Annotated in this window: 27 protein-coding genes and 1 pseudogene; 14 read left to right on the plus strand and 14 right to left on the minus strand. The window is 72.6% G+C overall.

Annotation, left to right across the window (positions count from 1 at the left end):
- Positions 1 to 158: 158 nt before the first annotated feature.
- A complete protein-coding gene (locus AC3ET4_RS12090; RefSeq protein ID WP_431948704.1) occupies positions 159 to 770 on the plus strand; it encodes a CGNR zinc finger domain-containing protein in 612 nt (203 codons plus the stop codon).
- Positions 771 to 981: 211 nt separating this feature from the next.
- Here the strand turns inward: AC3ET4_RS12090 and AC3ET4_RS12095 are convergent, their stop codons facing one another.
- On the minus strand, positions 982 to 1491 hold the full coding sequence (locus tag AC3ET4_RS12095; protein WP_431948705.1) for an O-acetyl-ADP-ribose deacetylase: 510 nt from the start codon (positions 1489 to 1491) through the stop codon (positions 982 to 984).
- A 53-nt stretch (positions 1492 to 1544) separates the two neighbouring features.
- Positions 1545 to 2390 (minus strand): NUDIX domain-containing protein, encoded by an 846-nt coding sequence (locus AC3ET4_RS12100; RefSeq protein ID WP_431948706.1) that lies wholly within the window; start codon positions 2388 to 2390, stop codon positions 1545 to 1547.
- A gap of 136 nt (positions 2391 to 2526) precedes the next feature.
- On the opposite strand from AC3ET4_RS12100, the gene dnaK reads away from it, so the two are divergent.
- From dnaK to AC3ET4_RS12115, 3 genes and pseudogenes are all read left to right on the plus strand, one after another.
- A complete protein-coding gene (dnaK, locus tag AC3ET4_RS12105; protein ID WP_431948707.1) occupies positions 2527 to 4383 on the plus strand; it encodes a molecular chaperone DnaK in 1857 nt (618 codons plus the stop codon).
- A gap of 125 nt (positions 4384 to 4508) precedes the next feature.
- Positions 4509 to 5035, plus strand: a pseudogene (locus tag AC3ET4_RS12110) (TetR/AcrR family transcriptional regulator).
- An 86-nt stretch (positions 5036 to 5121) separates the two neighbouring features.
- Positions 5122 to 5340, plus strand: coding sequence for a hypothetical protein (locus AC3ET4_RS12115; protein ID WP_431948708.1), 219 nt, complete (start codon positions 5122 to 5124; stop codon positions 5338 to 5340).
- Positions 5341 to 5509: 169 nt separating this feature from the next.
- Here the strand turns inward: AC3ET4_RS12115 and aroQ are convergent, their stop codons facing one another.
- The 3 genes from aroQ to AC3ET4_RS12130 all read right to left on the minus strand — a co-directional run bounded on the left by aroQ (position 5510) and on the right by AC3ET4_RS12130 (position 8199).
- Positions 5510 to 5977 (minus strand): type II 3-dehydroquinate dehydratase, encoded by a 468-nt coding sequence (aroQ, locus tag AC3ET4_RS12120; RefSeq protein ID WP_431948709.1) that lies wholly within the window; start codon positions 5975 to 5977, stop codon positions 5510 to 5512.
- A gap of 20 nt (positions 5978 to 5997) precedes the next feature.
- Entirely contained in the window at positions 5998 to 6759 is a 762-nt protein-coding gene (locus AC3ET4_RS12125; protein ID WP_431948710.1) for a pirin family protein, read from the minus strand.
- A 1185-nt stretch (positions 6760 to 7944) separates the two neighbouring features.
- Positions 7945 to 8199 (minus strand): hypothetical protein, encoded by a 255-nt coding sequence (locus tag AC3ET4_RS12130; protein WP_431948711.1) that lies wholly within the window; start codon positions 8197 to 8199, stop codon positions 7945 to 7947.
- A 458-nt stretch (positions 8200 to 8657) separates the two neighbouring features.
- On the opposite strand from AC3ET4_RS12130, the gene AC3ET4_RS12135 reads away from it, so the two are divergent.
- Complete coding sequence (locus tag AC3ET4_RS12135; RefSeq protein ID WP_431948712.1) at positions 8658 to 8804, plus strand: hypothetical protein; 147 nt, start codon at positions 8658 to 8660, stop codon at positions 8802 to 8804.
- Between the two features lie 29 nt (positions 8805 to 8833).
- Positions 8834 to 9757 (plus strand): carbohydrate kinase family protein, encoded by a 924-nt coding sequence (locus AC3ET4_RS12140; protein ID WP_431948713.1) that lies wholly within the window; start codon positions 8834 to 8836, stop codon positions 9755 to 9757.
- Here the strand turns inward: AC3ET4_RS12140 and AC3ET4_RS12145 are convergent.
- Together AC3ET4_RS12145 and AC3ET4_RS12150 are read right to left on the minus strand one after the other, a co-directional pair.
- Entirely contained in the window at positions 9733 to 10854 is a 1122-nt protein-coding gene (locus AC3ET4_RS12145) for a DUF6745 domain-containing protein (RefSeq protein ID WP_431948714.1), read from the minus strand. The genes AC3ET4_RS12140 and AC3ET4_RS12145 overlap by 25 nt on opposite strands.
- Before the next feature lie 20 nt (positions 10855 to 10874).
- The gene (locus tag AC3ET4_RS12150; protein ID WP_431948715.1) at positions 10875 to 11201 is read right to left on the minus strand and encodes a hypothetical protein; all 327 of its coding nucleotides are present in this window, start codon (positions 11199 to 11201) and stop codon (positions 10875 to 10877) included.
- A gap of 228 nt (positions 11202 to 11429) precedes the next feature.
- Between AC3ET4_RS12150 and AC3ET4_RS12155 the strand changes: the two genes are divergently transcribed.
- From AC3ET4_RS12155 to AC3ET4_RS12180, 6 genes are read left to right on the plus strand one after another with little or no spacing between them, the layout of a single operon-like run.
- Entirely contained in the window at positions 11430 to 12389 is a 960-nt protein-coding gene (locus AC3ET4_RS12155) for an STM4015 family protein (RefSeq protein WP_431948716.1), read from the plus strand.
- Positions 12390 to 12396: 7 nt separating this feature from the next.
- Complete coding sequence (locus AC3ET4_RS12160; protein ID WP_431948717.1) at positions 12397 to 13365, plus strand: STM4015 family protein; 969 nt, start codon at positions 12397 to 12399, stop codon at positions 13363 to 13365.
- Entirely contained in the window at positions 13346 to 14503 is a 1158-nt protein-coding gene (locus AC3ET4_RS12165) for an STM4014 family protein (protein ID WP_431948718.1), read from the plus strand. Before AC3ET4_RS12160 ends, AC3ET4_RS12165 begins: the two co-directional genes overlap by 20 nt.
- Before the next feature lies 1 nt (position 14504).
- Positions 14505 to 15314, plus strand: a complete 810-nt coding sequence (locus tag AC3ET4_RS12170; protein WP_431948733.1) for an STM4013/SEN3800 family hydrolase — start codon at positions 14505 to 14507, stop codon at positions 15312 to 15314.
- Complete coding sequence (locus AC3ET4_RS12175) at positions 15311 to 16708, plus strand: STM4012 family radical SAM protein (RefSeq protein ID WP_431948719.1); 1398 nt, start codon at positions 15311 to 15313, stop codon at positions 16706 to 16708. Before AC3ET4_RS12170 ends, AC3ET4_RS12175 begins: the two co-directional genes overlap by 4 nt.
- Before the next feature lie 10 nt (positions 16709 to 16718).
- On the plus strand, positions 16719 to 17609 hold the full coding sequence (locus tag AC3ET4_RS12180) for an STM4011 family radical SAM protein (protein ID WP_431948720.1): 891 nt from the start codon (positions 16719 to 16721) through the stop codon (positions 17607 to 17609).
- A gap of 32 nt (positions 17610 to 17641) precedes the next feature.
- On the opposite strand, the gene AC3ET4_RS12185 is transcribed toward AC3ET4_RS12180, so the two are convergent.
- Together AC3ET4_RS12185 and AC3ET4_RS12190 are read right to left on the minus strand one after the other, a co-directional pair.
- Complete coding sequence (locus AC3ET4_RS12185; RefSeq protein ID WP_431948721.1) at positions 17642 to 18448, minus strand: SAM-dependent methyltransferase; 807 nt, start codon at positions 18446 to 18448, stop codon at positions 17642 to 17644.
- A gap of 256 nt (positions 18449 to 18704) precedes the next feature.
- A complete protein-coding gene (locus AC3ET4_RS12190) occupies positions 18705 to 19571 on the minus strand; it encodes a helix-turn-helix domain-containing protein (RefSeq protein WP_431948722.1) in 867 nt (288 codons plus the stop codon).
- A gap of 136 nt (positions 19572 to 19707) precedes the next feature.
- Here AC3ET4_RS12190 and AC3ET4_RS12195 point away from each other — a divergent pair, with 136 nt between their 5' ends.
- Positions 19708 to 20166, plus strand: coding sequence for an ATP-binding protein (locus AC3ET4_RS12195; protein ID WP_431948723.1), 459 nt, complete (start codon positions 19708 to 19710; stop codon positions 20164 to 20166).
- A 38-nt stretch (positions 20167 to 20204) separates the two neighbouring features.
- Here the strand turns inward: AC3ET4_RS12195 and AC3ET4_RS12200 are convergent, their stop codons facing one another.
- On the minus strand, positions 20205 to 20993 hold the full coding sequence (locus tag AC3ET4_RS12200) for an SGNH/GDSL hydrolase family protein (RefSeq protein WP_431948724.1): 789 nt from the start codon (positions 20991 to 20993) through the stop codon (positions 20205 to 20207).
- 256 nt (positions 20994 to 21249) lie between these two features.
- On the opposite strand from AC3ET4_RS12200, the gene AC3ET4_RS12205 reads away from it, so the two are divergent.
- Positions 21250 to 22074, plus strand: coding sequence for a tyrosine-protein phosphatase (locus AC3ET4_RS12205; protein ID WP_431948725.1), 825 nt, complete (start codon positions 21250 to 21252; stop codon positions 22072 to 22074).
- Between the two features lie 30 nt (positions 22075 to 22104).
- Here the strand turns inward: AC3ET4_RS12205 and AC3ET4_RS12210 are convergent, their stop codons facing one another.
- The 4 genes from AC3ET4_RS12210 to dxs form a co-directional block, all read right to left on the minus strand.
- Positions 22105 to 22230, minus strand: coding sequence for a DUF6126 family protein (locus AC3ET4_RS12210; RefSeq protein ID WP_431948726.1), 126 nt, complete (start codon positions 22228 to 22230; stop codon positions 22105 to 22107).
- A gap of 14 nt (positions 22231 to 22244) precedes the next feature.
- The gene (locus AC3ET4_RS12215; protein WP_431948727.1) at positions 22245 to 22883 is read right to left on the minus strand and encodes a helix-turn-helix domain-containing protein; all 639 of its coding nucleotides are present in this window, start codon (positions 22881 to 22883) and stop codon (positions 22245 to 22247) included.
- Between the two features lie 99 nt (positions 22884 to 22982).
- On the minus strand, positions 22983 to 24386 hold the full coding sequence (locus AC3ET4_RS12220; RefSeq protein ID WP_431948728.1) for an aspartate aminotransferase family protein: 1404 nt from the start codon (positions 24384 to 24386) through the stop codon (positions 22983 to 22985).
- Positions 24383 to 26455: a 1-deoxy-D-xylulose-5-phosphate synthase gene (dxs, locus tag AC3ET4_RS12225; protein WP_431948729.1), complete on the minus strand. Its 2073-nt coding sequence runs from the start codon at positions 26453 to 26455 to the stop codon at positions 24383 to 24385. The genes AC3ET4_RS12220 and dxs overlap by 4 nt, the downstream gene beginning before the upstream one ends.
- Positions 26456 to 26707 lie beyond the last annotated feature (252 nt).

Raw genomic sequence — 26707 nt, forward strand, 5'->3', positions numbered from 1 at the left:
GCCCGCCGCGACACGTTGACACGGGGCATCTGCCACAGCGCCAAGGGGGTCCTGACGGGCACGTCGGCAGTGCGGACGTGTCCGTTAGGATCCGCTGGCACACCGTGTCGGTACTGCGTGCGCCAGGGGAATTCGTTTCCCGGAGAGAGGGATACGCCATGACGTGGTCGGCCACGGATCGCTACGCCTTGGAGCCTGCTCCCGGCGGTCTCGCGTTCGTCCAGGAACTGCTCAACACCACGTCCGCCGGCAGGCCGCGTCATGCAGACTGGCTCGACGACCCCACCACCGCGCAGACGTGGCTGAGCGAGGCGCTCGCCCGGTGGAGCACGGCTTCCGGTCGGCCCGCTCCTGCTGTGGACCTCACTGATCGCGACTGCGAGGCACTGCGGGGCCTGAGACGGGCTCTGCGCGAGCTTCTCTCCGATCAGAGCGACGGCGCCGAGGCCGTGTCCGAAGAGGTACAGGCCGCCCTTCCCCCACTGTCCGTCTCGATGCAGGTCGACGAACACGGCACCGTCATCGCAGAACCTTCGGGTCATGGATGGCGGAGGGTCGCATCGCTCGCGCTGATCGAATGCCTCCAGGCCCAGCAGACCGGCCAGCGGCGGCGGCTGAAGATATGCCGCAACGAGCGCTGCCAGTGTGCGTTCTACGACCGTTCACGCAACAACAGCGGCGTCTGGCACGACGTGCGGGTCTGCGGCAACGCCGCAAACCTGCGGGCCTACCGCGCCCGCCAGCGAGAACAGGCCGCCTCCGGCCAGTGAATCTCACGCCACGCCCTGCCACACGGTGGGCGTGACTCGACGGCTGGGGAAGCGGCCCGCCGGATACCAGGCGGACGGCGGGCCGACGAACGGTGCGGGGGCCAGAGCGTTGCCCGGTTCGGCCGGGAGAGGATCTCCGGTCCGCCAGAGGGATCCGGTGGGCCTCGACGGGGGTCCGGGGCCGCGGAGGCGCTTCGCCGGCGGCCGACCGTCAGCCCAACTGCGCCGCGAACGCCTCGTAGGCCCGCTCGTCGAAGAGTACGAACCTGACCTCTTCGACAGCGGTGACGGCTCCACACACCGCCTCGACGGCGACACGCGCGGCGCCGTCCAGCGGCCAGCCGTAAGCGCCGGCCGAGATCGCCGGAAAGGCGACGGTCCGCGCTCCGAGATCGTCGGCGACGCGTAGGGACTCCGCATAGCAGGACGCCAGCAGGGACGGGTCGGCGGCGGACGCCTGGTACACCGGACCGACGGTGTGGATCACCCAGCGGGCGGGAAGCCGGCCGGCCGTGGTGGCGACGGCCTGCCCGGTGGGCAGGCCGCGCCCGTACCGCGAGGCGCGCAGCGCACGGCACTCCTCGAGGATCTGCGGGCCGCCGCGGCGGTGGATGGCGCCGTCGACGCCGCCGCCCCCGAGCAGCGAGGAGTTGGCGGCGTTGACGACGGCGTCCACGGACTGCTGAGTGATGTCCCCCCGGACGAGGGTGATGCGTGCCATGCCGTGGATCCTGCCACCGCCGGGGCCCCGCCGCCCGGGCGTTTCCGCGACGGTCACCAGTCGCAGGGCACCCGCAGGTCGAGCAGCGAGTCGCAGAACTCGGCAGGGCGCTCCGGCCAGCCCTCGCGGTGCCAGTGCGCGATGCGCCAGCCCAGCCGTTTGGGCCACAGCGGCAGGCTCCGCAGATCCTCCACGGGGACCCAGACGGGCTCGGCGGCCTTCTCGAGGTCCAGACAGGCGCGCGGGGCGATCTCGCCGTGCGCCTCGACGAGGAAGTAGTACCCCGGGCGCGAGCCGTGGTGGACCCGGTTCACCCGGGCGATCTCCCGCCTGATGGTGCCGCTCATCCCCGTCTCCTCGGCCAGTTCGCGCAGCACGGCCGCCTGCGGGGTCTCCCCCGGCTCGACCCCGCCGCCGGGTATCTCGTAGTACTCGCCGCGGCGGTGGCGGTAGCGGATGAGCAGCGCGCGGCCGCCCCGGATGATCACCGCTCCGGCCCGTGTCCGCTTGGGCGGCCGGCCGAGCGGGTCCTCCAGCACGAGACGGCCCCACCACCAGGGCGGTCCGTCCCAGGAGCGCAGGATGGCCTCCCACGCCGTCCAGGGCGCGAGGGACAGGTGCAGGGCCTCGTCCCGGCCGAGCAGCCGGGCGGGCGGGGGGCCGGAGTCCGGCGGCACGGCGGCCCGGTAGTACAGATGGGTGCCATCGGACGCGCGCACCTCCAGACAGGGCCGAGGGTCGGTGCGGACCGCGACGCCGAGAATGTCGCGGGCCGCCTCGCGGGCACTCCCCGCGGGGTCCGCGCGTGGCGGTACGGGGGCCTCGGGCAGGCTCAAGTCGCTGCGCACGGCAAGGCGTCGGTCGTGGAAGAGGATCACTCCCGCATGCAGTGAGGACATCCCGCCGACGCTAGCAGCGCCCGCCCCCGGTGCCCCAGGCCTCTACCGGCTCATCTGCCCGGCGGGAGGGCCACGGGCGGCCGTCTGGTGGTCGGCCTCCGCCCGTCGCACTCTGGAAGGGAGGAGGCGAGCTGACATGACACGTCCGGTCGGTATTGACCTCGGCACCACCAATTCGGTGGTCTGCGCGTTGGAGGGCGGCGAGCCCAGCGTCATCACCAACACGGAGGGAGCGCGGACCACGCCTTCGGTGGTGGCCTTCAGCAAGGGCGGCGAGGTTCTCGTAGGCGAGATCGCCAAGCGCCAGGCCGTGACCAACGTGGAGCGCACCGCGCGTTCCGTGAAGCGGCACATGGGCGACCCCGACTGGCGGTTCCCCGAGTCCGGCACCATCGACGGCAAGCGCTACACGGCCCAGGAGATCTCCGCGCGCGTGCTGCAGAAACTCAAGCGCGACGCGGAGGCGTACCTCGGGGAGGACGTGACGGACGCGGTGATCACGGTGCCGGCGTACTTCAACGACGTCCAGCGCACCGCGACCAAGGAGGCCGGGGAGATCGCGGGCCTGAAGGTGCTGCGGATCATCAACGAGCCCACGGCGGCGGCCCTGGCGTACGGCCTGGACAAGGAGAACGACCAGACGATCCTCGTCTTCGACCTGGGCGGCGGCACCTTCGACGTCTCCCTGCTGGACATCGGTGAGGGCGTGCTGGAGGTCAAGGCCACCAACGGCGACACCGGGCTGGGCGGCGACGACTGGGACCAGCGGATCGTCGACCACCTCGTGGAGCGCTTCAAGAGCTCCTACGGGCTGGACCTGTCCAAGGACAAGATGGCACTGCAGCGGCTGCGCGAGGCCGCCGAGCGGGCCAAGATCGAGCTGTCCTCGTCCACCGAGACGACGATCAACCTGCCCTACATCACGGCGTCCGCCGAGGGCCCACTGCACCTGGACGAGAAGCTCACCCGCGCCCAGTTCCAGCAGCTGACCGCGGACCTCCTGGAGCGCTGCAAGGGCCCCTTCCACCAGGCGGTGAAGGACGCTCGGATCAACGTCGCCGACATCGACCACGTCATCCTGGTGGGCGGGTCGACCCGGATGCCGGCGGTCGCGGAGCTGGTGAGGGAGCTGACCGGCAAGGAGCCGCACAAGGGCGTGAACCCGGACGAGGTCGTCGCGGTCGGCGCCGCGCTGCAGGCCGGTGTGCTCAAGGGCGAGGTCAAGGACGTCCTGCTGCTGGACGTCACCCCGCTGTCCCTGGGGATCGAGACCAAGGGCGGCATCATGACCAAGCTGATCGAGCGCAACACGACCATTCCCACGAGGCGCTCGGAGATCTTCACCACGGCCGAGGACAACCAGCCGTCGGTGCAGATCCAGGTCTACCAGGGCGAGCGCGAGATCGCGGCGTACAACAAGAAGCTCGGTGTGTTCGAGCTGACCGGGCTGCCCCCGGCGCCGCGCGGCATCCCGCAGATCGAGGTCTCCTTCGACATCGACGCCAACGGGATCATGCACGTCACGGCCAAGGACCTCGGCACGGGCAAGGAGCAGAAGATGACCGTGACCGGCGGCTCGGGGCTGCCGAAGGCGGACATCGACCGCATGATGCGCGAGGCCGAGCAGCACGCCGAGGAGGACCGCGAGCGCCGCGAGGAGGCCGAGACGCGCAACAACGCGGAGAGCCTGGTCTACTCCACCGAGAAGCTGCTGCGGGACAACCCCGACAAGGTCCCGGGCGATCTGAAGTCGGAGGTCGAGTCGGCGGTGGGGGAGCTGAAGGAGCAGCTCAAGGGCACGGACGCGGCCGGCATCCGCCAGGCGACCGAGCGGCTGACCGCCTCGGCCCAGAAGATCGGCACCGCGATGTACGCCCAGGCCCAGGCGGCACAGTCCCAGGCGGGCGGGGGCGGGGCCTCGCACACGGCGCCGCCGACGGGCGACGACGACGTGGTGGACGCCGAGATCGTCGACGACGACAAGCGGGAGTGAGGGGCGGCGTGGACCGCGCCGGGCGGCCCCCCGGGGTGAGCCGCGGTTCGGCGGCTCACCCGACGCGTGCGGGCCCGCGCCGACGGCGGCCACGTCGCGCGGTCCCCGCTGCTCAGGACGGCCAGGTGCTCTGCGCGGAGGGGAGCCACTCCGTCGGTGTCGAGCGCATCGTCGCGGAGGCGCAGGTCGCGCGAGCGGCGTTCTGCCGCCGCTTCCCCGGCAAGGAGGACCTCGTCGTCGCGTACCGGGACGAGGCGGACCGCGCCCTGCGCGCCCGGGCCCGCGCGGCGGTCGCGGCAGGGCTCCCGGCCGCCGACACGCTCCGGGCCATCGGCGCGGCCATCGCCCATGACATCCGGTCCCCCGGCTTCCGCGGGTGCGCCTTTTTCACGCCGTCGGCCGAGTACCCCGACGCCGATCACCCCGTACACCTGGCCGTCCTCGGCACCGCCAGTGGTTCCTCGGCACCGTCACGGCGCTTATGGCCGAGGCCGCGGTCCGGGAGCCTTCGGCCGAAGCCGCCGCCCGCCACTTCATGATGACGCGCGACGGGGCGATGGCCGCCGGGCGTCTCTTCGACCCGGCGCTGGTGTGTGGGACCTTCCTGCACGGTGTCGAAGGACTCCTCGAGGCCCACGGCCGTACCCCCTGACACCGGGCCGGCGCGCACCGTGTGGCCGCGCAGGCGGTGGCCGGCGGGGGACTGCGGAGGCAGCGGCCCGGGTGCACCCTGGAGGCATGGAGACAACCCACAAGGTCGATGTGGCGCCGTTCGCGGCAGACCACCGCTACCGCCGGGTGCACATCCAGGGCGTGGGGTGGCAGGAGTTGGAGCGGGAGGAGTTCGAGCCGCGGGTGCGGGGCGCCTTCCCGGACATCGACGTGTCGGACCCGGAGCAGGTGCATTGGGCCGACCACCCCGGCGAGTGGCCGCGGTGGCAGCCGGGCGAGGCCTGAGCGCGGCGGTCCGCGGGGCTTGCGGGCCCGGACGCGGCGGTCCGCGGGGCTTGCGGGCCCGGGCCTGGCGGGCCCGGGCCTGGCGGGGTCCGAGCACGGCAACCGGGCCTGGCGGGATCCCGGCACAGCGGTCTGCCGCGGAACAGCGCGGGAAGCCGTCCTGCGGGCGTCAGCCGGCGCCGTGCTCCAGCAGTGCGGCGATCCGCTCGACGGCGAACGCGTAGCCCTGCACCCCGCACCCCGCGATCACGGCGTCGGCGCGTGCCGAGACATAGCTGTGGTGCCGGAAGGCCTCGCGCCGGTGGATGTTGGAGATGTGCACTTCCACGACGGGGAGGCCGTCGCAGGCGTTGAGAGCGTCCAGGATCGCCACCGAGGTGTGGGAGTAGGCGCCCGGGTTGATCACGATGCCCGCGTGGCGTTCGCGGGCCTCGTGGATCCAGTCGATCAACTGCCCCTCGTGGTTGCTCTGCCGGCAGTCGGCGCTCCCCCCGTATCGCTCCGCCGTCGCGGCGCACAGCGCCTCGACGTCGGCGAGGGTCTCGGAACCGTAGATCTCGGGCTGCCGCCGACCGAGCAGGTTGAGGTTGGGACCGTTGAGGACCATGATCGGCGCGCTCGCGAGGGTACGGGTCATGTCCCCAAGGTCTACCACGATCACCCGAAGGTGATGGCGGCGTCCATCTCCCAGACCAGCACCTCGGCGCCCTCGGCGCCGGCCGTGATCCGCTGGCCCTCGGCTCCTGTGACGCGTACGGCGTCGCCCTTGGCGAGGAGTCCGGCGCCCTCCAGGGCGACCTCGCCCTTGGCGACGTACAGGTGCACAAAAGGCGCGGTGGGCAGAGCGAGGGTCTGCTGCGGGGTCATGCGCGCGGCCTGCAGGGCGGCGTGCTTCTGCCGGATGGAGATGGCGCGCTCGCCGCGGTCGCGGTCCCTCCCGGAGGCGACGGTGACCCAGCCGCCGCGGGCGAGCTCGTCGTTGATGTCGAGCTGTTCGTAACCGGGCTTGATCCCCTGCTCGTCGGGGAAGACCCACATCTGCACGAAGTGGACGGGCTCCTTGTGCTCGGGCGCGCCGGTCAGCTTCCAGCTGTCGTTCTTCTCGCTGTGCAGGATGCCGGTGCCCGCGCTCATCCGCTGGGCGAGGCCCGGGTAGATGACGCCGTTGTGCCCCTCGGAGTCCTGGTGCACCAGGCCGCCCTCGAGCACCCAGGTGACGATCTCCATGTCCCGGTGCGGGTGCGTGTCGAAGCCTGTGCCGGGGGCGACGACGTCGTCGTTGGACACCAGCAGCAACCCGAAGTGGGTGTTCTTCGGGTCGTAGTGGTGGCTGAAGGAGAAGCAGTGGTGCGAGTCGAGCCAGCCGGCGCGGGTGTGGAACCGCTGGCCGGCGCGGCGGACATCCAGCTCGGTGGCCATCGGGATTCTCCTTCTGCGGTGTGCGGGCGCTGTCAGCCAACCTAACATGTTGAATCTCGAACTATATTCCCTGATGCCACGCTCCGGCGCGAGCCTCGAGGATCACGTCTTCTCCGGCCCGGGGCAGGTTCCCCGGCGGCAACCCCTACCCCGCCGCGCACGGCCTCCGGGGCGCCCTCCGCACCCGTCGGCTCGTCCGGCACGGGTTACCGCTCCCGGTCGGGACGCGCCGCCGCGTGCACGTATGCGCTCACGCTCCGGCGCCGCCGGTCGTCCGGGTGTCGGCCTGGATCGTCCCACCTCGCAACCGAACACCGATGCGACTTTCGGCTGCACGGGCGAGCACCTTTCCCGCATTCGCCCGGGTTCCCCACCGACGCCCCCGCGTCCGCCGGAACACGGAATCCCCCTCAGCCCGGACGCCCCGGTTCCCGGTCCGGCACCCGGGGCGGGCCGCCGCCGTAGTCGAGCCGTTCCGCCGTCCTGACCAGCCGGTCCAGTGCGGCACCGTCCCGCGGCCCGCCGTGCAGAGCACGGCAGGCCCGTCCCACAACGCCGTACAGACGAACGGAAAACAGACGTTTCGCGCTCCAAAACGCCATTTCCCGCCACCCCTTCCGCCGGTTAGAAATATCTACCAGGGTCGAGCGTAGGAGAAATGCGCCTTCGAAACCGGCAATGGAGTGGCGGCCCGCCGCCGCGGCGGATCCGCGAGCGTGAAGCGGGCACGGGAACACGGCGAGAGCGGGACGGCCCTGCTCCCCGCCGAGCGCCTCCGGGACGTGCTCAGCGTGCCCGAGGACCCCGGCCTGCGGATCCCGGCGTCCTGCTGCAGACCCTCGCGAAGCCCGACAACCACGGAGGCCGACCCGCCCTCGCCGACACGGCCGCCCGCAGTCGGGCGGGCCATGGGATCCGCTGCGTAAGAGGTCGCGCGGATAGGCGGGGTGGAGAAAGGAGCGGGTCGAGGGCCGAGTCCGGCAAGGCGGAGAAGGGAGACGCAGCGGAGCTGCGGCGACCGACGACAACGCCGCCAGGCGAGAGCCATCGACCCGCGACGCCGGCCCGCCTATCACAGCCGAGCAGCACACTTAAAGATCAAGCTAAGCCGAGGCGCGCGCATCGCCGTCCTGCCCCGCACCGGGCCGCGGGGGATGGACAACCGGGACGGGCGCCTCCGCTCACCTACATCGAGGGAACCGGCCCCGCCCCAGGCAGCTGTGGCGGCAGATGGCCGGCGCTGAACCCGGTCGCGTGCGGTACGTCGCCCCGCGCGGGGGGTCCGGGGACGGCACGCCCGCGGGCCCGCCAGTCGGCCAGGAGTTCCGTGTAGATCGGCGGGTCCATCCAGTAGGCGCCCGTCAGTTCCGCGAAGGTCCGGTGGTGCTCCAGGTGGCCCAAGGGAAGGGATCCGAGGAGCGAGGATGTGCTGCTGTCCATGTCCCCTTGCAACGCGGCTCATGCGCCGCTGGTACGTCCGGGGCAGCAGGGCCACTGGAACGAGTGAGCGCGCCACCCTCGTTGGGGTTCTTCCGCCCCCTACCCCTTCACTGTCCGGCCGCAGTGGGGTACATACGGCGTCTCCCGGCTGCGCTTCAGGGGCTCATCTCGCGGGGAGAGGGCCAGTAGAGAACCCGCGGCCTCCTGCGTTGCGGTCATGTGACGGCCGCGGGACTCCGGTGCACTTCCGGGCCCTGCCTGTGAAGCAACGATTCGCAGCTCGTGCCCCCCGCCCCCGGTCGGCGTCCGTACTCGGGGGAAGTTCGGCATGCGTTCGTACGGGAACCTCGTCGCAGCCGAGGATGCGCTGCTCTTCGTCAACGTGGCGGTCACCTCGACCGGCCGGCGTCCACAGGACGCGGACGAACAGCGGATGTCCCTGGACCCTCCGCGCCTACGTGCTGGCAATCATCGACAAGGCCCAGCTGGGACTGCGGCTGGAATCCGCCGGTTTCGGTTTCCTGCTCCGCGAGGACGTCCTGGACGGATACCGGCGCGGGAGCGCCCGCGCTGATCGCGCGCCCGGGGGCCACCACCGGCCGTAGCATGGCGCCGGGTGGTGAAGGAGGTGCGCATGACAGCGCGAGAGCCGGCATACGACGTGCTCGTTGTCGGGGGTTCAGGCGTGGATACCGTGGTGCGGGTGGACGGCCTTCCCATACCGCTCGTGGACTCCCTGGGAGTGGGGCCGGTCCTGGAGTGGCCCGGCCAGACCGGCGGCAACGTGGCGCTGGGCTGCCGCACGCTCGGCATGACCGTGAAATTCCTCGACTTCGTCGGCGAGGACTGGGCCGGCACGCTGCTCCGGGAGCGTCTGGCTCACGGCGGCGTCGACTTCGATCCGCTGATCTCCCCCGCGGGCACCCGCCGGGCCGTCAACCTCGTGGACGCCACGGGCCGCCGGACGTCCTTCTACGACGGACGCGACCCGGCCGACCTGCGGATGCCGCGCGAGTTCTATCAGCCGCACCTGCGCCGGGCCCGGCATGTGCATCTGTCCATCTCGCACTTCACCCGCTTCCTCTACGACGACATCATGGAACTCGGTCTGCCCGTCTCGGCCGATCTGCACGACTGGGACGGCCTGACGGAACACCACAGGGAGTTCGCCCACCGCTCCGACCTGGTCTTCCTCAGCGCCGCGGGCACGGCAGGACGCATCGCGGACGTGATGCGCGGCATCCTCCGCGACGGCCGCGCCCAGGCCGTGGTCGCCACCGCGGGCGCTGACGGCGCCTACCTGCTCGCGCGCGACGGGGACGGCACCCTCCAGCACATCCCGGCCGTCGCCCCGCCCGGCCCGGTGGTGGACTCCAACGGCGCGGGCGACGCCTTCCTCTGCGGCTTCCTCTACGGGCACATGCGCGGCCTGGACCTCGTGTCCTGTGCCCGCCTCGGCGCGACGGCCGGTGCGTACGCCTGCACGGCGGACGGCAACCTGGCCCTCATCGACGCCGCGACGCTGGAATCCGCTCAGGTCTCCCGCTGCGGCTCGTAGTCGGCCTCCTCCAGACCGAACGTCCAGGCGACCCCCTCGCGAGCCGTCCGGGTCCGCGGCGGCACCCGCAGCCAGTAGGTGCGGTGGGTGCCGTCCGGTTCCGGCGTGGAGTTGACGACCTCGACCATCACCAGCGGCTCGTCACCCTCCAGTTCGATCCGCCACAGCAGCCCGGCCGCGTCCCTCTGCACGGGCTCCGCCCCGGACTCCTCCAGGAAGCGCTCGTAGCCGTAGTGCTCCAGCATCACCCGGCGCAGTTCGGCGTTCCCCTCCTCGCGTATCCGGCGCGGGGTCAGCCCGGTGAGCCCGTCGAGGAACTCGGCGGGGACCGGCATGCCGCGCCAGGCGTGCAAGGCGAAGCCGTCCGCGAAGGCCAGCGCGGGGCCGTCGCCGCGGTCCAGCCGGCCGGCCTCGTCCCGGTGCAGTTCGAGGGGGCGTTCGGCGACGACCGCAGTCCGCTCGTACGGCCACCACCAGCCGGCGTTCCTGGCGACCGCGGCGATGCCGTCGAGCTCCCGTGTGTCCTCCATGCCGTCGAAGGCGGCCAGCCAGGCCGCGTCGTGCTGCCCGAACACGGCGTCGAGCAGGGCGAGCCGTACGGCCTGCCCGCCCCCGGGCACCGCGGGCGCGGCATCGGCCACGGCGGTCCGTATCCGTTCGGTCAGCAGCACCGTCGTGTCCCACAACTGGGCACCGGTGACGGCCCAGTGATCCGCCCAGCCGGCCGGCCCGAGCCGGTCGGCCGACCGTCGGCGCGCGGCGGCCCACGGACGCGTGCGCACCGCGTCGCGGACGCTGCCACCCGCCGTTCCGTCCGCCGTCAGGCGCACAACCAGGCCCACCGCCTCCAGCGGCGACGCCGCCCACACGATCCTTTCCGGCACCGGCAGGCCGGCCAGCCGGTAGGCCAGGCGCACACCCTCCTCCGCCGCCGCCCGGTCCGCAGGTCCGGTCGCCGCGACGACCCCACGCCACAGCGCCGTCGCGTCCGCGACCCCGGCCGATTCCGCCGCCGCCCCGCTCGCGTCCCCCGCCCCGCTCGCGTCCGCAACCCCGGCCGTGCTCCTCGCCGCCACCGTCGTCACCGCTGTCGTCATCGCTCGTTCCCCCGTCCTCGTCAGTCCGCCACGACGCGCACCGCGCCGGGCACGTACTCGCGCTGCCGCACCACCCGGTACCAGCCCTTGGGCAGCGGTATCGCCGCGTGCTCCTCGTGCACCACCCGCCCGCCGTCCGGGAGATGCAGGTACGCCGCACCGAACGGACCCGCCTCGCGCACCAGCGTCCCCGGCCCGACCACCGCGTGGGCGTGCCCGGTCACCTCCCCGAGGGCCAGCACGATCCTGCCCCGCGCGTCCCGCGGCTGCCGCGGCAGCCGATCCGTGCCCGGCGGCACGGCCGCCTCCTCGACGGGCACGATCAGGACGTCCCCCTGCCGGTACATGCGCGTCTCCCTTCGCCGTCGGCGCCCGCCGACCCGATGTCCACGACGCTACGCGGGGGGTGTGACAACGCTCCCCCTGCGGCCTGTGCACAGCCCGCGGCAGCCGCTGTCCGTGCGGCTTGGTAGAACTCTTGGCAAGTACAAGGCACCACCGCCTCTCGGCAGTGGCAGCCCCGCCCGAAGCGGCCGCCGCACGGCTCCGCGTCCGTCCACCCCGGGAGACCATCGATGGACTACGTCGAACATCTGCAGGAACTGAATGGCCTGCCGGCCTTCGACTTCCCTCCTCCCGACGCCCGGCAGGAGCTGCTGCCGGCTGCCGGCGCGGTGGCATGGCGACTGGCCGTCAACCCCTGGGACGACGACGCGAAGGAGACCTTCGCGCAGCTGTGGGACCGCTTCCTGGAGACGGTGGAGCCCGCCGGGGTGCGGGCCGTGGTCGCGGGTCAGTGGGGCGAGCCGTACGACAACGACTCCGGTGCCGTCGTGCGGCTGCTCGTGGACGCCCGGGAGCGGCTGACCGCGCTGGAGGCCGTGTTCATCGGCGATCTCGAGTCGGAGGAGGCCGAGATCTCCTGGATCGAGCAGTCCGACGTGACGCCGGTGCTCGAGGCCTACCCGAAGCTGGAGGTGCTGGGCGTCCGCGGCGGCACGGGGCTGCGCTTCCCCGCCGTCCGCCACCAGCGGCTGCGCACGCTCCGCTTCGAGGCGGGAGGTCTGCCCGGCGAGGTCGTCCGCGGGGTCGCCGCGAGCGAGCTCCCCGCGCTGGAGCACTTGGAGCTCTGGCTCGGCGTGGAGGAGTACGGGGGCGACGCCACCGTCGCCGACCTGGCACCGGTCCTCGCCGGCGGCCGCTTCCCCGCCCTGCGCCACCTCGGCCTGCGCAACAGCGAGATCCAGGACGAGATCGCCGCCGCCGTCGCCGCGGCTCCCGTCGTGGCCCAGCTCTCCTCGCTCGACCTGTCCCTGGGCGTGCTCACCGACGAGGGTGTGACCGCCCTGCTCGCCGGCCAGCCGCTGACCCATCTGGACTGGCTCGACCTCCACCACAACTTCGTCACCGAGCCCATCGCCGAGCGCGTTCGGGCCGCCCTCGAACCCTCGGGCGTCGAGGTCGACCTCTCGGACCCCGGCGACGAGGACGAGTGGGACGGCGAGGTCCACCGCTACACCGCCGTCGCGGAGTGAGGCCTTCATGACTGTCGCACACCATCTGGAAACCCTTTACGGTCTCCCCGTGTACACCCTGCCCGAGGCCGGCACCGCCGAACTGCCCGAGCCGGATGCCGTGGCCTGGCGGCTGGACTGCTTCGAGGCCGGCGACATCCCCTTCTCCCGGGTGTGGGCCCACTTCACCACGGCGGTCGACACCACGCGGGTGCGCGCCCTCGTCATCGGGCCGTGGTGGGACGACGACGAGTACTCCGAACTGCGTCCCGCGCTGGAGCTGGTGCTGGCGGACGCGGAGGGCTTCCCCGCGCTGCGCGCGCTGTTCCTGGCCGATGTGATCGGCGAGGAGTGCGAGATCTCCTGGCTGCAGATGACCGACGTCACGCCCGTTCTCGAGCACTTCCCGCGGCTGGAGGAGTTCGGTGTGCGCGGCGGCGACTCCGAGGGCATCGGCGAGGAGCCGCTGTCGCTGCGCCCGGTCCGCCATGAGGCGCTGCGCGTGCTGCGCTTCGAGTCCGGCGGGCTGCCCGGGGCGGTGGTGCGGGCGATCGGCGCCAGTGAACTGCCCGCGCTGGAGCACCTGGAGCTGTGGCTCGGCGTGCCGCAGTACGGAGGCGACGCCGCGGTGGCCGACCTGGCGCCGGTCCTCGCCGGCGGCTGCTTCCCCGCCCTGCGCCACCTCGGCCTGCAGGACAGCGAGATCCAGGACGAGATAGCGGCGGCAGTGGCCTCGGCGCCCGTCGTGGCGCAACTGGAGAGCCTGAGCCTGTCCATGGGGATCCTCACCGACACCGGTGCCGAGGCGCTGCTGGGCGGCCAGCCGCTCACCCATCTCAAGCGGCTCGACCTGCATCACCACTTCCTGAGCGAGTCCCTGGCCGACCGGCTGCGCGCGACCGTGGAATCCGCGGGCACCGAGATCGACCTGTCGGAGCACCGCGAGCCGCGCCGCTGGCAGGACCAGGAGTGGCGTTATGTCGCCGTCTCCGAGTAGCGGCACCGGCGGCGTGCTCGACGTCACCGTGGTGGGCAACCCCGGCAACCGCAGGACGACGCTGTTCGCTGCGGCGGTGCGGGCAGCGGGGCATCCCGCGCCGCGCGTGCTGGCGTGGCGCGACGTGCTGCGCGGAGAGTACGCCTTCGCGCCCGGCGAGTTCGTGCGCCTCGACTCCCCCGGAGAGGACGCCGAGGTCGACCGGCTGCTGCGGGGCGCCGACGACCCGGCCCGGGTCGAGGGCACCGCGCTGTGGTACCGCCGGTTCACCGCCGCCGTGCGGGAGGTGACGGTTTCGGCCCGCCGGGCCGGCGCGGTGCCGTCCGCCGACGCAGGGGAGATCGCCGTCCTGTTCGACAAGCGCCGCTGCCACGCCCGGCTCGCAGCGGCGGGCGTCCCGGTGCCGCCCGCTCTCGACGGGCCACCGGTTCGCGGTTGGGCGGAGCTCAAGGAGCGCCTGCGGGCCGCAAGGATCTCCCGGGCGTTCCTCAAGCCCGCCCATGGCTCCTCCGCCTCGGGTGTGGTGGCGCTGGCGACGGCGGGTCCCGACCGGGTCAAGGCGAGGACCTCGGTGGAGACTACCGGCGACGGACGCCTGTTCAACTCGCTGCGGGTGCGCGAATACCGCACGGAAGCGGAGGTGGCCGCCCTCGTGGACGCGCTGGCCCCGGACGGGCTGCACGTCGAGCGCTGGGTGCCGAAGGCGTCCCAGCACGGCCGGGCGGCCGACTTGCGGGTGGTGGTGGTCGCCGGCCGTGCCACGCACGCCGTCGTCCGCACGAGCCCGCACCCGATGACGAATCTGCACCTCGGCGGTGCCCGCGGCGACCTGGACACGGCGCGCGCGGCGATCCGCGCGGCGGGCGGCGACTTCACTGACGTGCTGGGGACCGCCGAACGGGCTGCCGCGTGCTTCCCCGGCACGCTCTGCGTCGGCGTGGACATCCTGCCCGCGAGAGGCTGGCGGCGCTTCGCCGTCGGCGAGGTCAACGCCTTCGGGGATCTGCTGCCCCGGCTCACCGGCCTGCCGGGCACGGCAGCCGAGGGCCTGGACACCTACGCCGCCCAGGTGGCCGCCGTACCGGCGACGCTGGAGCGCGCGCGACGCGAGGAGCACCACCATGACGCCACCGCTTGACATGAACCAGATCGTGGGCAACCACGACATCCTGCTGGTCACGCTGGACACCCTCCGCCACGACGTGGCGGAGGAGTTGGCCGCGGCCGGCCGCATCCCCCACCTGGCCCGCCATCTGCCCGGCGGCAGGTGGGAGCGCCGGCACGCACCCGGCAGCTTCACCTACGCCTCCCACCAGGCCATCTTCGCGGGCTTCCTGCCGACGCCCACCGCCCCCGGACCCCACCCGCGGCTGTTCGCGGCGCGCTTCGCGGGCAGTGAGAGCACCGCGGACGGCACCTTCGTGTACGACACCCCGGATCTGGTTTCGGGCCTGGCCGCGGCGGGCTACCGCACGGTGTGCATCGGCGGCGTCGGTTTCTTCAACAAGCAGGCGCCGCTGGGGTCGGTGCTGCCCGGGCTCTTCCAGGAGAGCCACTGGGAGCTGGAGTTCGGCGTCGCCTCGCCCACCTCCTTCGAGGCACAGGTGATCCGTGCCGAGGAGGTCGTCGCGGCCCTGCCGCCGGAGCGGCGGCTGTTCCTCTTCGTGAACGTGTCGGCACTGCACCAGCCCAACTGGTTCCACCTGCCGGGCGCCACCCGGGAGGCGGGCGACTCGCGCGCCACGCACGCCGCCGCCCTCGAGTACGTCGACCGCCATATCGGCAGGCTCTTCGCCGCCGCCTCGAGCCGCCGTCCGTGCCTGGCCGTCGTGTGCTCCGACCACGGCACGGCCTACGGCGAGGACGGCCACACCGGCCACCGCATCGGCCACGAGGTCGTGTGGACGGTGCCCTATGCCCACTTCCTCCTCGACGGGGCCGCCCGATGACCTCCACCGACGTGACGCTGTCCCCGACGCCCTCGGCCGCGGCCTCGCCGCGACCGTACCGGCACTACGTGTACGCCTATCCGCACAAGACGGCCTACCGCGCGCTCCCCCGCGAGCAGGCCCGGTTGCGGGATCTGTGGGCGGACGAGCCGAAGAACGCGCTGTCCCTCTACTTCCACATCCCGTTCTGCGAGGTCCGCTGCGGATTCTGCAACCTCTTCACCCGGATCGGCGCGCCCGACGGCCTGGCCACCGCCTACCTGGATGCTCTGGAGCGCCAGGCCGCGGCGGTGCGGGAGGCCCTGGGCGAGGGCGCGCGGTTCGCCAACGCGGCCTTCGGCGGCGGCACTCCCACGTATCTGTCGGCCACCGAGCTGGAGCGGCTCTGCGACCTCGCCGAAGGCGGCCTGGGCGCCGATCTGCGCGCCATACCGCTCTCCGTGGAGGCCTCGCCGGCCACCGCGACGGCCGACCGGCTCAGGGTGCTCGCGGAGCGCGGCACGACGCGGCTGAGCCTGGGCGTGCAGAGCTTCGTCGAGGCCGAGGCCCGCGCGGCCGTCCGCCCCCAGCGCCGGGGCGACGTCGAGGCGGCGCTGGGCAGGATCAGGGAGGCGGGCATCCCCGTCCTCAACATCGACCTGATCTACGGCATCGACGGCCAGACCGAGCGGTCCTGGACGCAGTCGCTGGACGCCGCGCTCGCCTGGCGTCCCGAGGAGCTGTATCTGTACCCGCTGTACGTGCGCCCGCTCACCGGCCTCGGCCGGCACAGCACCGCTACCACCGGCGCCGCCGGCAGCGACCGGAGCGAGGCGGCGTGGGACGAGCAGCGGTTGCGGCTCTACCGCCACGGCCGCGACCATCTGCTGGCACACGGCTACGAGCAGGTGTCGATGCGCATGTTCCGCCGTACGGGCGCCCCGGCCGCCGGCGGCGGGGACTACGCCTGCCAGACCGACGGCATGGTGGGCCTCGGCTGCGGGGCCCGCTCGTACACCTCCACGCTGCACTACTCCTTCGACTACGCCGTCGACATGCACCGCATCCGCGGCATCATCGACGCCTACACGGCGCGCACCACGCGGGAATTCGGCCACGCCGACTTCGGCTGGGCAATGGACGACGAGGAGGCCCGCCGCCGGCACCTGCTGCAGTCCCTGCTGCAGGCCGAAGGGCTGCCCGTCGCCGAGTACCGGGCCCGGTTCGGCACCTCTCCCGGGGAGGACTTCGCCGAGGAACTGGAGCACTTCGCCGACCGGGGCTGGCTGGACGCGGCCGCGGGGCCGGAGGTGCTGCGGCTGTCGCCCGAGGGCCTCGCCCATTCCGACGCGGCCGGTCCCGAGCTGTTCTCCACCGCCGTGCGCCGGCGCATGGCCGCCTACGAACCCAAGTGAGGCCCCCGCCATGGACCTGACGATCCTCTACCGCGGCCCGCTGGCCTCGTGCGACTACGACTGCCCGTACTGCCCCTTCGCCAAGCGCCGTGACAGCCGTGCCCAGCTGACCGCCGACCGCGCCGCCCTCGAACGCTTCGCCGGATGGGCGGCCGGGCAGGACGGCGACCGGCTCTCCCTGCTGTTCACCCCGTGGGGCGAGGGCCTGGTGCGGTCCTGGTACCGGCGCACTCTGGTGGAGCTCAGCCGGCTGCCGCATGTGCGCCGCGTGGCGATCCAGACCAACCTCAGCTGCCGCACCCAGTGGCTGGAAGAGGCCGACCTGGACACGCTCGCCCTGTGGTGCACCTTCCATCCCGGCCAGACGCCCTATGACCGGTTCCTGGCCAAGTGCCGCGACCTGGCCGCCCGCGGCGTCCGGCACAGCGTGGGCGTCGTCGGCCTGCCGGAGCACCTGGAGCAGGCCCGGCGGCTGCGCGCCGACCTTCCGGACGACGTCTACCTGTGGGTCAACGCCGCCGAGGGCCACACATATACCGACGCCGAGGCGGAGCGGTGGACCGCGCTGGACCCGCTGTTCCCGTACAGCCGGCATCCGCACCGCAGCGCGGGTCTGCCGTGCCGCACGGGCGAGTCGGTCATATCGGTGGACGGCGAGGGCACGGTGCGCCGCTGCCACTTCGTCCGCGAGGAGCTGGGCAACCTCTACGACGGCTCCTACCGCGCGGCGCTGCGCCAGCGGGCATGCCCGCTGGCCGTCTGCGACTGCCACATCGGCTATGTCCACCTTGAGACGCTGCCACTCTACGACGTGTTCGCGGGCGGGGTCCTGGAGCGGATCCCCGCCGCGCCGCCGCCGGGCCGGACTCCGTTGCGCCTGCTGACGCCGACGTCCCCGTAGCGAGCGGCCCGGCGGGGCCGCGGAGAGCCGTGTCAGCCCTTGCGGCCGACGCCTCCCCAGAAGGCGATGCGGACGTGCTCGCCCTCCTCCGGGAGCGGGCTGTCCGGGCGCCACCGCGGCACCTGCACGAGTCCAGGCTCGACCAGCGGGAAGCCGTCGAAGAAGGGCTCGATCTCCGACTTGCTGCGCAGCGTGAGGGTGGAGGTGGCGTTCTTGTAGGCCTCGGCGGCGTCGGCGTCCACGTCCTGGTGGAAGTCGGTCGTGCCGTGGCTGAGGATCAGCGCGCTGCCGGCCGCCAGGTTCTTGGTGAGGGCGCGCACGATCCCGGCCGGGTCCTCGTCGTCGCGGACGAAGTGCAGGAGCGCGACGAGCATCAGGGCCACGGGCTCGTCGAAGTCGATCAGCTCCCGGATGGTGGCGTGCTCCAGGATGCTCTCGGGCTCGCGGACGTCGCCGAGGAAGAAGCCGGCGTTGCCGGTGTTGGTGAGCCGCGCGCCGGCGTGGGCCGCCACGATGGGGTCGTTGTCGACGTAGGCGACCCGGGCGTCGGGCAGGACCGGGCGGGCCACCTCGTGCGTGTTGGGCGAGGTGGGGATGCCGGTGCCGATGTCGATGAACTGCCGGATGCCCTGCCCAGCCGCGTAGCGCACCGCGCGCTGCATGAACTCCCGGTTGGCGCGCGCGCTGGGGCGCGCGTCGGGGGTCATGCGGATCACCATCTCGGCCGCCTCGCGGTCGGCCTCGTAGTTGTCCTTGCCGCCGAGGTAGTAGTCGTACATCCGGGCCGGGTGCGGCCGGCTGGTGTCGATCTCCTCCGCGGGGAAGCCCTTGTCGGTCAACGCCCTGCTCCGTTCGGATTCCGATGGCCCCTGAGGGGCCGGTGAGTGCTGCGGTCGATGCTCTTCCGGCCCGTCCCGCCGTTCGCGGCGGCGGGACGTCGGCACGCGCGGACGGGCCGTGGCGCCGCCCGGGCCGTCGTCCTTGGTGGGGGCGCGACCACGGACGCACGAGCCGCCGTCGCCCCCGATCCACGGCTTGCTCCGGCCCGCGCCCCGAGGCTCCCGGTGGGCACGCCGTCGCGGATCCGCTCCATGCTCACGTCTCCTCGTGGATGCGGGCGAGGATCCGCTCGGTGCCGGCGGCCGGCGCGGCCTGGGCGCACATCCGGTCCAGGGCTTCCAGGAAGGTCGAGACGTCGTCGCGGTCGTCGAAGTAGACGCCGCCGACCAGGCTTTCCGAGTAGACGACGTCCGGGAGCTCGTGCGTCTCGAAGCGGAAGATGTGGAACGGCCCGTACATGGCCGGGTGCGGTCCGGCCGTGAACGGCATGATCTGCAGGCGTACGGCGGGCAGGGCGCAGGAGTCGATCAGCTTGGCGATCTGGGCGCGCATGACCGCCGGACGGCCTATGGGTCTGCGCAGGACCGTCTCGTCCATGACGACCCAGAGCAGGGGCGCGTCCTCACGGGTCAGCAGCGCCTGGCGTTCCATGCGCAGGGCGATCCCCCGTTCGATCTCCGCCTCACCGGCGCGCGGATTCCCCGCCCGCAGCACCTCGCGCGCGTAGTCCTCGGTCTGCAGGAGTCCGGGCACATAGTGCGGCTCGTAGGCGCGGATGACGCGGGCCTCGCCCTCCAGGCTCACGAAGGCGCTGAACCAGTCCGGCAGGACGTCCCGGTAACGGTGCCACCAGCCGGGCTGGTTGGCCTCCCGGGCCAGCGCGAGGAACTCCTCGAGCTCCTCCGGGGCGGTGACCCCGTAGGTGAGCAGCAGCTTCTCGACGTAGGGGATCTTCAGGCCGACTTCGGCCTTCTCCATGCGGCGGATCGTGGCGTGGGTGACGTCCAGGGCCCGGCCGGCGTCCTCGTAGGAGAGTCCGGCCCTCTCGCGCAGGTGCTGGAGCCGCTTGCCGAGCACCACCCGGAGGACGGTGGGAGCACCGCCCGACCGCGTGTCCATCACGACCACTTCCCCAACTCCCCTCTGACGCAAGCAGTGTGTCATGCCGTCATCAGGAGCCGACAGTGCGCACCCGTCGTTCTGTAAATTACAGATCGCATCTTGCCAACAGTTCCGGCGGGACCGCATAGTTAGCGACGTGGCCTCCTCACCAGTCGCTCTGCGGTTAGAGCGCCGCGGCACCCCCGACGCCCCTCACTGCCAGGACCTGTTCCGTCTGCCCGCCCGCGGGTCCTCGGTCGCCGACGCGCGCCATCGCGTGCGGGCACGGCTGCGGGAGTGGGACGCGGACGAGGGGCTGTGCGACGACGCGGAGGTGATCGTCTCCGAGCTCTTCACCAACGCCGTCATGCACACCGGCAGTGAGTGCGTCACCTGCGGCATGCGCTTCGACGGCGCCCGGCTGCGGCTCGAGGTCAGCGACCAGGGACGCGCGCCGACCGCGCCCCGGCCGCGGGCCGCTGGTGTGGACGAGGAGGGCGGACGCGGCCTGCTGCTGGTGGGCGCGCTCTCGCAGGCCTGGGGAGTCCGGCCCACCGACGACGGTGGCGGCCGTGTCGTGTGGGCCGAACTCGCCTCCGGGACGCAGCCTTACTGACGCGGCCTCCTGGAGCCCCCACCCCGCCGGGCAGCCGTCTACAGCGGCAGCAGGTCGGGGCGCTTGGGCGTCACATTGTCGCCGGAGGACTCCCCGCGCAGCCGCCGGCCGATCCAGGGCACGAGGTGCTCGCGGGCCCATTGGATGTTGTCCCGCCGGACCTCGGCGGGCGCACGGAAGGGTTCCGGCGGCCATGCCTGGTCGGGGTCGGCCGGCACCTCGAGCCCCAGCACCTGTGCGGCGCGCAGGGCGACCCGGGTGTGCCCCTCGGGCGACAGGTGGAGTCGGTCGGCGTCCCAGGCCCTGCGGTCCTGGATCGACCGGAGCGACCATAGGTCCAGCACCGGGGAGTCGTACCGGTCGGCGATCGCGCGCACATGCGCGGTGTAGGTGGCGATCTTGCCGCGCAGATGCCGCAGCACGGGGATGCCGCGGGTGTCGAAGCCCGTGCACAGCACGACGGTGCCGACGGCGGCGGCGAGGCGGGCGACCGCCGCCTCGTAGCGCTCGGCGACGTCGTCCGGGTCGCTGCCGGGCCGCAGGATGTCGTTGCCGCCGGCGCAGAAGGTCACGAGGTCGGGCGCGAGTTCCACGGCCCGCGGAACCTGCTCCTCGACGATCCGGTCGAGGAGGCGGCCGCGCACCGCGAGGTTGGCGTACCGGAAGTCGTGTCCGGGCCGGCGGTCGGAGAGGAGCACCGCCAGCCGGTCGGCCCAGCCGATGAACGTCCCGTCGGGACCCGGATCGCCGACACCTTCCGTGAAGCTGTCCCCCACGGCTGTGTACGACCCGATGGCGTCACTGTTGTTTTTCGAATCGTCTGGCACGTCCGCACATACTTCACCTCCTCGAGTGACCTACGCCACCGTAACCAGGGGTTGACGGGAGGTGATCTATCCCACCCGACTTGATGCGCCCCACGCGGAATACGGCGGTGTCCGGCGGCGCCCACCGGCCCGCGACGGCGATCGCATACCGACCGGTACGGGCGGCGCCCGGTGTGCCGTAGGGTCGGCAGTGGTCCGCCCGCCGGTGACCCGCACCGCGCGGTCCGTGAACGTACCCGTGAGCGAAGGAGCACCGGTGACAGAGCAGACGCCGCAGACCGCCCCCACGGAGCCCGAGCTGACCGGTGTGCGCAACTTCCGCGACGTCGGGGGCCTCCCGACGGCCGACGGCCGACGGGTGCGCTACGGGCGGCTCTTCCGCAGCGGGCACCTGGCGCACGCCACCGCCGAGGACGCCGGCTACCTCTCCTCCCTCGGCCTGCACACGGTCTTCGACTTCCGCAACGCCGCCGACATGAAGCTGGAGGGCCCGGACGTCGAGCTGCCCGGCGTGCGACAGGTGAACCTGCCGCTGAGCGACCCCGCCCGGGGCGCCGAGTTCTGGACCACGGTCCGCGACGGCGACGTCTCGGCGCTCCGCGAGATCCTCGGCGAGGGCCGCGGCACCGCGCGCATGGTCGCGGCCTACCGCCGCATCGTGCTGGAGCGCACCGCCGAGCACACCCGCATGCTGGAGTTGCTCGCCGAGGACGAGTCGGTGCCGGCACTACTGCACTGCGCGGCGGGCAAGGACCGGGCCGGCACCTCGATCGCCGTGATCCTGCTCGCCCTGGGGGTCGAACGCGCCGCGATCATGGAGGACTACCTCAAGAGCAACGAGGCCCACCGCCGCTACCGCATCAGGCGGGGCGCGCACGCCGAACCGGCGAGCACCCCCGAGGTCATGGAGCTGCTCGGCCCGCTCTTCGACGCGCGCAAGGAGTACCTGGATGCCGCCTTCGACACCATCGAGGAGCACTGGGGCTCGGTGGGCCGCTACCTGGAGAAGGGACTCGGCCTCACCCTCGCGCGCCGCGAGCGGCTGCGCGCGCTCTTCCTGGACGGCGCGCGGCCGGCCTGACCCGCGGCGTTCTCCGCCTTCGGGCGCGGCCTACTTGGCCCCCGCCAAGTGGAAGACCAGGAAGAAGAACGCGGCGATGACGTGCACCCCCACCAGGTAGATGAAGGTGCGCACCTTGAAGCCCATGGGGGCCTTGTCCCGGGAGTCGCCGGACATGGTCAGTCCTCTCGTCATGCGCCGTGGGGGCGCGGGGAACGGCCGTCGCCCAGGCACAGCTCCGCCACGGAACTCCGCAGCAGCGTGTGGACGAACAGCAGATCGACACCGGCCGGCGAGGCCGCCGCGATGCGGTGCGGGGTGAGCGAGTCGAAGTGGGCGCTGTCACCGGGCACCAGCCGGTGCACGGCCTCCCCGAGGGTGAGCCGCAGCTCGCCCCCGAGGACGTACAGCCACTCCTCGCCGGCGTGGACGCGCACCAGCCCCTCCTGGGGGCCGGGAGGCACGTGCAGCCGCAGCGCCTGCATGGCCCGCCCGGGGTTTCCGGCCGGCCAGTACGTCCAGCCGCCGGCTTCCGCGGGCGGCACGGCGCCGCCCCGGACGACGGGGTCGCGCTCGGGTGAGGTCTCGCCGAGCAGGTCCGACACGGTGGTGCCGTAGGTGCGGGCGAGCGTCAGCAGCATGGGCAGGGAAGGCTGCCGCTGGCCGGTCTCCAACCGGGACAGGTGCGCCGGCGACAGCCCGGCACGGGCGGCGGCCGCCTCCAGGGTCAGCCCGCCCCTGAGGCGCAGGGCGCCACCGTGGCCCGGGTGATGTGCCAGTCGGGGGGCGACGTCCGGCAGGGGCGCCTCGCCCGCCGAGGGTGTGGTCATGCCTCAGGTATAGACACCGTTCACCCCGGAGGCAAGAAACTTGCCTCCGGGGCAACAGTTGGCGGGGCCATCAAGCGTGGGCCGGGCGGCGGGCCCGGATCAGCGAACCGCGACCGCCTGCTTCACCAGTGTCCGCCCGAACTCCCACATCAGGCCACCGCCGCTGTGCGCGTCGTCCATCACGGCGGTGAACGCCGCCACGAAGCGGTCCACCTCCCGCTCCCCGATGATCAGCGGCGGGATCAGCTTGATCACCTCCAGGTGGTCCCCGGAGACCTGGGTGAGGATACGGTGCCGCTGCAGCAGCGGCACGACCACCATCTGGGCGAACAGGCCCTTGCGGGCCGCCTGCAGCATCATCCAGCGGCTGCGCAGCCCCAGCGACTTCGGCCTGCCGAACTCGATGCCGATCATCAGGCCCCGGCCGCGGACCTCGTGCAGCAACTCGTAGCGGTCGACGAGGGCGGTGAGGCGGTCGCGGAGCAGCTCTCCGGTGACCCGGGCGTTGTCGACGACCTTCTCGTCCTCCATCACCGCGAGGGTGGCCAGCCCCGCGGCCATGGCCTGCGCGTTGGAGCCGAAACTCGCGGAGTGCACCAGCACCCGGTCCATGGAGGAGTAGACCTTCTTGAAGATCCACTCCTTGCCGAGGGTGGCGCCCACCGGCACATAGCCGCCCGACAGGGCCTTGGCGACGCACACCAGGTCCGGCTCGACGCCCTCCTCGTGCTGGTAGGCGAAGAAGTCGCCGGTGCGGCCGAGGCCGGTCTGCACCTCGTCGGCGATGAGCAGCGCCTTGTGCCGGTGCAGCAGCTCCCGCGCCGCCCGCAGATAACCCGGCGGTGCCGGGTGCACGCCCTTGCCCTGGATCGGTTCGACGATCAGCGCGGCCACGTCGCCCTTGACCAGCTCCCGCTCCAGTGCCGCGAGATCGCCAAGCGGCACGGGGGTGTCGGGGAGCAGCGGGTCGAAACCCTCGCGGAAACCGCTCTCCCCGCCCACGGACAGCGACCCCGTGGTGAGCCCGTGGAACGCGTGGTCGCAGAAGAGCACGCGGGGCCGGCCGGTGGCGTAGCGGGCGAACTTCAGGGCCGTCTCGACCGCCTCGGTACCGCTGTTGCCGAAGAACACCCGGTCCAGGCCCGGCGCGTGCGAGAGCAGCTTCTCCGCGAGCAGCCCGGGCAGCGGCTGGCAGTCGAAGCGGGTCAGGTCCGCCAGCCCGGCGTCCAGCACATCGTGCAGCGCCTTGCGCACGACCGGATGGTGGCGGCCCAGGCCCATCACCCCGAAGCCGGCGAGCATGTCGAGGTGGTCCCGGCCCTCGTCGTCCCAGAAGTACGCGCCCTCGGCCCGCTCGTAGACCTTGTCGAAGCCGATGGTGTGCAGCATGCGCGGCAACTGGTGGTTGAGGTACCTGGCGTGCAGGTCGTAGCGCTCGGCGCCGCGCTCGGCCAGCAGGGTCACCAGGTCGAACCCCTTGGGCTCGGGATCGGGCGGTGTCATCGCTCACGGGCCTCTCGTCCGGGTGCCTCTCGTCGGGGTGCCGGCCGTCCGGGCGCATGTCGTCCGGACGCCGCCTCTCGGTGCTTCTCGTGCGCCCGCTTCCCGCTCGGGTGCACTCCGTCCTGGTCCTTCCCGCTCGGGTCCTTCCCGCTCGGGTCCTTCCCGTCCATGCCCTTCCCGCCCGGGTGCCCCCCGTCCGACGCGAGACGGTGCAGGGTGGCCCCGATCCGCCCGGCGATCTCAGCGGGGGTGAGACCGATGTCGGCCAGCACCTCGCCGCGCCTGGCGTGCGGCAGGAACTGCTGCGGGATGCCGAAGTCGCGGACCGGCACATCGGTCTCCGCGTCCCGGAGGGCCTGTGCGACGGCCGAACCGACGCCCCCGGCCCGCCCGTTGTCCTCGATCACGGCGACCATGCGGTGCCGGGCGGCGAGCGCGGGCAGCTCCGCGTCGAGCGGCTTGACCCAGCGGGGGTCGACGACCGTGACGCCGACGCCGCGTTCGCGCAGCAGGGCGGCGGCGGCCAGGGACACCGCGCCGAGGGCGCCCACGGACACCATCAGCACATCCGGCCGGTCGCCGCGGTGCAGGACGTCCATGCCGCCGACCCGGCCGATGGCCGGCAGGGCCTCGCCGACGGTCTCCTTGGGGAAGCGGACGACGGTGGGCGCGTCGTCGACGTCGATCGCCTCGCGGAGCTGGGCGCGCAGCTGGTCGGCGTCGCGCGGCGCGGCGATCCGCAGGCCGGGGACGACCTGCAGGATCGACATGTCCCACATGCCGTTGTGGGAGGCGCCGTCGTCGCCGGTGACGCCCGCCCGGTCGAGCACGAAGGTGACGCCGCACTGGTGCAGCGCCACGTCCATCAGGACCTGGTCGAAGGCGCGGTTGAGGAAGGTCGCGTACACGGCGACCACCGGATGCAGGCCGCCCGTCGCCAGGCCCGCCGCCGAGACGGCCGCGTGCTGCTCGGCGATCCCGACGTCGTACACGCGGCGCGGGAAGGCCCTGGCGAACTTCTCCAGCCCGACCGGCTGGAGCATGGCCGCCGTGATCGCTACGACGTCCGGGCGCTCGGCGCCGATCCTGACCATCTCCTCGGCGAAGACCGACGTCCACTTCGGGCCGCTCGACGGGGTGAGCGGCTCGCAGGTGAGCGGGTCCATGGCGCCGACGGCGTGGAAGCGGTCGGCCTCGTCGCGCTCGGCGAAGGCGTAGCCGCGGCCCTTCTCGGTGAGGCAGTGGACGAGGACGGGTCCGTGGAAGCGCCGGGCCCGGCGCAGCGCGGACTCGACGGCGGCGATGTCATGGCCGTCGATCGGGCCGAGGTACTTCAGGCCCAGGTCCTCGAACATGCCCTGCGGGGCGAAGGCGTCCTTGAACCCCTTCTTGGCGCCGTGCAGGGACTCGTAGAGCGGCTTGCCGACGACGGGCGTCTGCTGCAGCCTCTGCTTGCCCCAGGCGAGGAAGCGTTCGTAGCCGTCGGTGGTGCGCAGGGTGGCCAGATGATTGGCGAGCCCGCCGATGGTCGGGGCGTAGGAGCGCTCGTTGTCGTTGACGACGATGATCAGCGGGCGGTCCTTGGCGGCCGCGATGTTGTTCAGCGCCTCCCAGGCCATGCCCCCGGTGAGCGCGCCGTCACCGGTGACGGCCACGACGTGGTCGCGCCGGCCCAGCACCTGGTTGGCCTTGGCCAGGCCGTCGGCCCAGCCGAGCACCGTGGAGGCGTGGCTGTTCTCGACGACGTCGTGCTCGGACTCGGCGCGCGAGGGATAGCCGGACAGGCCGCCCTTCCCCCGCAGCTTGGAAAAATCCTGACGTCCCGTCAGTATTTTGTGCACATAGGACTGGTGACCCGTGTCCCACAGGATACGGTCGGCCGGCGAGTCGAAGACCCGGTGCAGGGCGATCGTCAACTCGACCACGCCGAGATTGGGTCCCAGGTGCCCCCCGGTCCTGGCCACGGCTTGGACCAGGAATTCACGGATCTCCCCCGCGAGTTCGCCCAGCCGCTCCGGCGGAAGGGCCTTCAGATCGCGCGGACCACGGATGTTCTCGAGCAGCGACACTTTCCCACCTCGCTCCCCTCCAGGGGACTGTTTCGCTTGAGAGGCCGTGCGGACAGACGGGTCGGCGTCGCGGGTCGACGGCTCTCGCCTGGCGGCGTTGCCCTCGGTCGCCGCAGCTCCGCTGCGTCTCCCATCTCCGCCGTGCCGGACTCGGCCCTCGACCCGCTGCTTGCTCCACACCGCCTATCCGCGCGGCCTCTCAGCTGACACTGATCTCGGGTTCTCCAGGCGGCACTCCGTCGGCCTCCATCC

Source organism: Actinacidiphila sp. bgisy167 (genome assembly GCF_057707665.1).